Annotated in this window: 6 protein-coding genes and 1 pseudogene; 5 read left to right on the plus strand and 2 right to left on the minus strand. The window is 38.9% G+C overall.

Features of this window, described 5'->3' with window-relative positions; translation table 11 throughout:
- The 4 genes and pseudogenes from AC1DRQ_RS29080 to AC1DRQ_RS29095 all read left to right on the plus strand — a co-directional run.
- Window positions 1-207 (plus strand): annotated as a pseudogene (locus AC1DRQ_RS29080) (DUF3052 domain-containing protein); the annotation flags it as partial.
- 91 nt (window positions 208-298) lie between these two features.
- Window positions 299-736: an OsmC family protein gene (locus AC1DRQ_RS29085; RefSeq protein ID WP_429392643.1), complete on the plus strand. Its 438-nt coding sequence runs from the start codon at window positions 299-301 to the stop codon at window positions 734-736.
- A gap of 18 nt (window positions 737-754) precedes the next feature.
- Window positions 755-1,591 (plus strand): maleylpyruvate isomerase N-terminal domain-containing protein, encoded by an 837-nt coding sequence (locus AC1DRQ_RS29090; RefSeq protein ID WP_477429260.1) that lies wholly within the window; start codon window positions 755-757, stop codon window positions 1,589-1,591.
- A 487-nt stretch (window positions 1,592-2,078) separates the two neighbouring features.
- Complete coding sequence (locus tag AC1DRQ_RS29095; RefSeq protein WP_477429262.1) at window positions 2,079-3,449, plus strand: OmpA family protein; 1,371 nt, start codon at window positions 2,079-2,081, stop codon at window positions 3,447-3,449.
- A gap of 191 nt (window positions 3,450-3,640) precedes the next feature.
- Here the strand turns inward: AC1DRQ_RS29095 and AC1DRQ_RS29100 are convergent, their stop codons facing one another.
- Together AC1DRQ_RS29100 and AC1DRQ_RS29105 are read right to left on the minus strand one after the other, a co-directional pair.
- Window positions 3,641-4,024: an SRPBCC domain-containing protein gene (locus AC1DRQ_RS29100; protein WP_429392649.1), complete on the minus strand. Its 384-nt coding sequence runs from the start codon at window positions 4,022-4,024 to the stop codon at window positions 3,641-3,643.
- A 36-nt stretch (window positions 4,025-4,060) separates the two neighbouring features.
- On the minus strand, window positions 4,061-4,651 hold the full coding sequence (locus AC1DRQ_RS29105) for an acetate uptake transporter (RefSeq protein WP_429392652.1): 591 nt from the start codon (window positions 4,649-4,651) through the stop codon (window positions 4,061-4,063).
- 112 nt (window positions 4,652-4,763) lie between these two features.
- On the opposite strand from AC1DRQ_RS29105, the gene gpmA reads away from it, so the two are divergent.
- Window positions 4,764-5,453 (plus strand): 2,3-diphosphoglycerate-dependent phosphoglycerate mutase, encoded by a 690-nt coding sequence (gene gpmA, locus AC1DRQ_RS29110; protein ID WP_477429265.1) that lies wholly within the window; start codon window positions 4,764-4,766, stop codon window positions 5,451-5,453.
- Window positions 5,454-5,618: the final 165 nt, after the last annotated feature.

Genomic DNA, 5,618 nt, shown 5'->3' on the forward strand with positions numbered 1-5,618 from the left:
CTTAAAGCCCAGATTAAACCCGATGGGATGATATGGGTTTCATGGCCCAAAAAAGCATCTAAAGTAATTACTGATGTAACAGAAGATATAATAAGAAACAATGCCTTAAGAATAGGCCTGGTTGATATTAAGGTTTGCGCTATTGATGAAACATGGTCGGGCCTAAAATTGGTAATACCTGTAAAGGACAGAAAAGCATCAGTTTAAGATCATTTTTATTAAAAACTGCACAAACCAGGCTTGCTTATTTTACTAACCGCATACAAATACATAACTTAGCATTAATAATATATTTAATATGCCTAATAAGATAGAACTTAAACGTGTACATGGTGATTTTGGGTTTGAAGCAGTTGATGCCCAAGGCCATACCGTAAAAATGGATAGCAGCCCCGAAAGCGGTGGCCAGGATTTTGGTGTACGCCCTATGCAAATGCTTTTAATGGGCCTTGCCGGATGCTCTGCCATTGATGTGATCAGCATCCTGAAAAAACAACGTCAGGAAGTAAAAGATTATAAAATGGTAGTTAACGGCGAACGCGAAGCTGGTAAGGAGCCTTCTTTGTGGCAAAATATTGAAATTGAATTTCATTTATACGGTGATATTGATGAGGATAAAGCTGCCCGTGCTGTTGAACTTTCATTAAATAAATATTGCTCTGTAGCCGCCACATTAGGTAAAGCTGGTGCAGATATTAAATCAAAGGTTTTTGTACATGCTGCTGTAACCCAATAGCAGTATTAGCCTATTTTTATGACAGGCAGGGATGTACCTATAAAAACGATACACCTTTTCCCGGTTTTGGATCAATTGTTTATTGAGCTGCTTAAATCCTTATCACCCGAAGATTGGGACAAACCGACATTAGCCAAATTATGGACTGTTAAAGATATTGCAGCCCATCTTTTGGATGGGAATATGCGTACCATATCATCAAAACAGCAGTTTACCGGCGAAACCCCATCCAGCATCAGTAACTATCAGGATCTTGTTAATTATCTTAACGAGTTAAATGCAACCTGGGTAAAAGCCATGAAAAGGGTAAGCCCTGCCTTGCTCGTACAGTTATTGGAGATGACCGGGAAGCAATATGCCGAGCACATGGCATCGTTAGATCCATTTGCCACGGCAATATTTTCAGTGGCATGGGCAGGAGAGGAGCAATCAGTCAACTGGTTTCACATTGCCAGAGAGTACACTGAGAAATGGCATCACCAGCAGCAAATACGCGAAGCCGTAAACAAACCGGGCATCATGCATCAAGAACTATTTTATCCCTGTATAGCTACCTTCATGTATGCCTTACCCAATACTTACCGTAATGTAAACGCCGATGAGGGTACCCTGATTGAAATAATTGTTTTTGGTGAAACTACAGGCAACTGGTATCTGCAAAAAAGCATGGAGAATTGGGTGCTAACAACAAATAATGATAAATCTGCAGATTGTGTGGTAAGTATAAGCACTGATACCGCCTGGAAACTTTTCACAAAAGGTATAACCCCCAACCTTGCTCTACAAAATTCAACGCTGAAAGGTAATATTAAATTAGGCGAGAAAATATTTGATGCAGTGGCTGTTATGGCCTGATAGTTAGATATATTATTTAATGTGTATATGTTTTAATATTGCACCAAATGATATTAAATATTTACTGATTAGCGTAAGGTTAATCAATAAAAAAATCGCAAAAAGTTCAAATTTCATCTGAATTTCATCTTTATTGTTTCTTAGGGTTTGAAAACAATGTACTTATAGTTAATTATTGTATTGAGTAATATAAGTCAAAAATAACTTTTTAATACACACTGTACTATTTTCAACTCATTTACTATTTGGTACAAAAAGTTAATAAGTAGTACATGCTACCCGTTAAAACACGGGTTTTTACCGCATCATACCTCAAAGCTTAAACGATGCTCTATCAGTCATTTATGTTAATTTTTTAACCTTAATACCTGTAAAATTGATGAAATTTTAACATGCGTGGTTGTTAATATTAAATTTGGATGGCATTAATGTTGCCTGTTGTGGTTACGGTTTACTGAACAATAAACCTATAATTAAACACAACAATATGAAATCAAATTTTAAAAAAACCACCCTGCTCCTAACAGGACTTATGGTAGGTGGTAAATTATTTGCTCAAACTCCCGACACTACAGCTAATGATTATGTAAAACCATTTTCTGGTGGCAATAACTTTCGCACCTGGTCAATAGGTGTTCATGGCGGTATGTTAACGCCTTACACTATTTTTGGTACCAATGGCAGGCAGGATTTTAAAAACCCAACCGAACAAGTAGGCTATGGTGTTTATATTAAAAACCAAATATTACCATCATTAGGTATTCAGGCCGATTTCCTGAGAGGTAAAGTAAAAGGCAATAATAGTCAGCCTGATGCAGCCGGTAATATGGTTTATAGCCAGTATACTACTAATATTAACTGGTCGGCGGCGCTAAGTGCCAACATTACATTGGCCAACATCAACTGGCGTCATGACAAACCATTTATTCAACCTTATTTAACAGTAGGTGCAGGTACCATAAACTATACGCCTAAAATTACCACACCGGGCGGCCAGGAAACCAATTTTAAAACCGATGGTAAAGCTTCAATAAACGAAATATTTATTCCTCTGGGGCTTGGTTTAAAATTTGACATTGCTCCAGGCGTAAACCTTGATTTAGGTTATGCGGTTAACTTTGTACAATCTGATAACTTTGATGGTTTTAACCATGGATCAACCAACGATAGGTTCTCTTATGCACACGTAGGATTAGAGTTTGCTTTGGGCAGCCGTAAAAAGCCTCAAATGGCAACTCATAACCCGGTATCGTCAATGCGTAAAGAATACTTATGGGAAAATCAACAAACCAAAACTTTGCTACAACAACAAATTGATGCAGAAAAAGCTAAAAACGACCAGTTAAGAAATGATTTGAACACTACTAATGCAAACCTTGCCAAATTAACAACAGATAGCGACGGCGATGGCGTGGTTGACGTTAATGATAAATGTCCGAACACGCCAGCAGGAACAAAGGTAGATGGATCAGGTTGCCCGCTTGCTAAACCAGTTGTTTATGTAACTGAAGAAGATAAGAAAGTTGTTAAGGATGCCATCAAGAACCTTGAATTTGATTTAGGTAAATCAACCATCCGTGCACACTCTTTACCAAGTTTAGATAGGGTAGCTCAACTACTTGTTGACAAAAACTTTAGCCTTAAATTAGCAGGACATACTGATAATACAGGCTCTAAAGATCTGAACATGAGGTTATCAAAAGACCGCGCAGAATCAATAAAATCTTACTTAGTAAGTAAAGGTGCTATTGCATCACGTATTGAAGCAACTGGTTACGGTCAAAATCAGCCAATTGCAACAAACAAAACTGCAGCAGGCCGTCAGGCAAACCGCAGGGTTGAGTTCACTTTATATTAATAGTATTTTTCCCCAAAAGAAAATCTATATAAAACAACAAAGCCACTCAATTGAGTGGCTTTGTTGTTTTACTATATGCTTGCCATGATACTTTTTTCTTTCTCTCATGCTGAACGCAGTGAAGCATCCATTCTACAATATGCATAGCTCATTAATAGATTCTTCGTTCCTCAGGATGACAAGGGGGGAGATTATTCTCCCTCAAAAAATTCAATCAGTGCTCCAAAATAACTGTTGTTCCATCCATCAACCATATCATCAAAATCAGCATCGGGAATATTGGTATGGCGTAATTCGGCAGATGTTCCATTTTTATCAGCATGAAGCTTAATGGTTACTATAGAATTATCAGACTGGCCATCAAAATACCATTGCTGCACTATTTTTTTACCCTGTTCAAATTCCAGGTTTTTTCCAGCGATACTGCCTTCCCACATAGAAAATTCTGACCCAGGCTCGGTCGACATTTCGGCAACTTCACCTGTCCATAATTCCATGGTAATGGGGTTGGTCAGGGCCATATAAATCTCGTCAGGCGTAGCAGGTATGCTGTAATATTTTTTAAAATCTTTCACCTGCGCAATTTAGCAGAATTAATTTTAGCTTTTAAATTAAACATTAACTGGCCCAATAGGTAATACAACCCTGCCGTAAACCTCGTTCAATACGTTGGCCATACCTGTATATATAGCTGATGCACCGCAGATTATTCCTTCGTACCCGGCCAAATGTTTTATGGAGGCATTCCCGGTAGCGTCGCCGGCTACCAGCAAAAAGAATAATACGGTTAATGATCCAAAAACAAACTGAAGCGCACGGTTAAGTTTTAATGTGCCAAAAAACATTAGAAAGGTAAATATCCCCCAAATGCCTAAATATGCACACATGGCACCTTCTGATGGGGCAGCTCCCCAACCCAGCTTAGGCATTACTAATAAACCTACTAATGACAGCCAGAAAAATCCATACGATGTAAAAGCTGTTAAACCGAAAATGTTGTTCTTTTTTGCTTCAATAACACCTGCAATAACTTGTGCAAGTCCGCCATAAAATATACCCATGGCCAATATCATGCTGTTCATTTCAAAAAAGCCGGCATTGTGGATGTTTAATAATACGGTGGTCATACCAAAGGCACAAAGACCAAGAGGGGCGGGGTTGGCAATACCATCCTTTACAGGTACAGGTGTTGTAGGAATCATAATAGACAGATTGAGGTTTTAATTGGTTTGTTAGGGGCAATCTAAGTGATTTATATATATTAAACAATTTTTTTTATAACTCAACAACTACATTTACGTTAAATAAACACCTATGCAAAAAATAGTATTGATACGCCACGGCGAGAGTATCTGGAATCAGGAGAATCGCTTTACCGGCTGGGAAGACGTTGATCTGTCTGAAAATGGTTATATGCAAGCAAAAAAAGCGGGCCAGATACTTAAAAAGAACGGATATAATTTTGATGCCGGTTTTACATCATATTTAAAAAGATCAATCAAAACCATGCATTTTATATTGGAAGAGCTTGATCATTTATGGATCCCTGTAGAAAAGTCATGGCGCCTGAATGAGCGTTTTTATGGTGCCCTGCAGGGAATGAACAAGGATGATGCCGTAGCAAAGTATGGTATAGAGCAGGTACAAAAATGGCGGCGCGACCCTAATGAGCATCCACCGGCTGTAACTAAGGATGATCCACGCTACCCGGGCCATGACCTGCGGTATAAAGATCTTACGGAGCGTGAACTACCTTTAACTGAAAACCTGAGCGAAACTATGGATAGGGTGCTACCTTTTTGGAACGAGACCATCGTGAATGCCATGCGCCGTAACCAAAAGGTAATTGTGGTGGCACACGGAAACAGCTTGCGCTCATTAATAAAATATATTGATTGCCTTAGCGACGAAGAGGTAACCCAACTGGAGATACCAACAGCTACACCATGGGTTTACGAACTTGATCATGGCCTAAACCAAATAAGGCATTACTATTTAGACTGAGGATTATCTTATAATTTTTGATTCCCCTCTTGAGAGATTAATAGCCTATGAAAAGACAGGATTAAATTTTAAAGTGTTGGCCTGTGCGATTCCCTCCCGACGGGAGGGTGTAGGGAGGGGTTTATGCAACCTACATCACGAATAAACCCCTCCCTGCCATTACAC

It is taken from the genome of Mucilaginibacter sp. P4_E8 (assembly GCF_056401495.1).

Bases quoted from the DNA above. Each gene is read 5' to 3' on its own strand.
- AC1DRQ_RS29090 (WP_477429260.1), top strand. From the start codon at position 755: ATGACAGGCAGGGATGTACCTATAAAAACGATACACCTTTTCCCGGTT.
- AC1DRQ_RS29105 (WP_429392652.1), bottom strand. From the start codon at position 4,651: ATGATTCCTACAACACCTGTACCTGTAAAGGATGGTATTGCCAACCCC.
- gpmA (WP_477429265.1), top strand. From the start codon at position 4,764: ATGCAAAAAATAGTATTGATACGCCACGGCGAGAGTATCTGGAATCAG.
- AC1DRQ_RS29095 (WP_477429262.1), top strand. From the start codon at position 2,079: ATGAAATCAAATTTTAAAAAAACCACCCTGCTCCTAACAGGACTTATG.
- AC1DRQ_RS29085 (WP_429392643.1), top strand. From the start codon at position 299: ATGCCTAATAAGATAGAACTTAAACGTGTACATGGTGATTTTGGGTTT.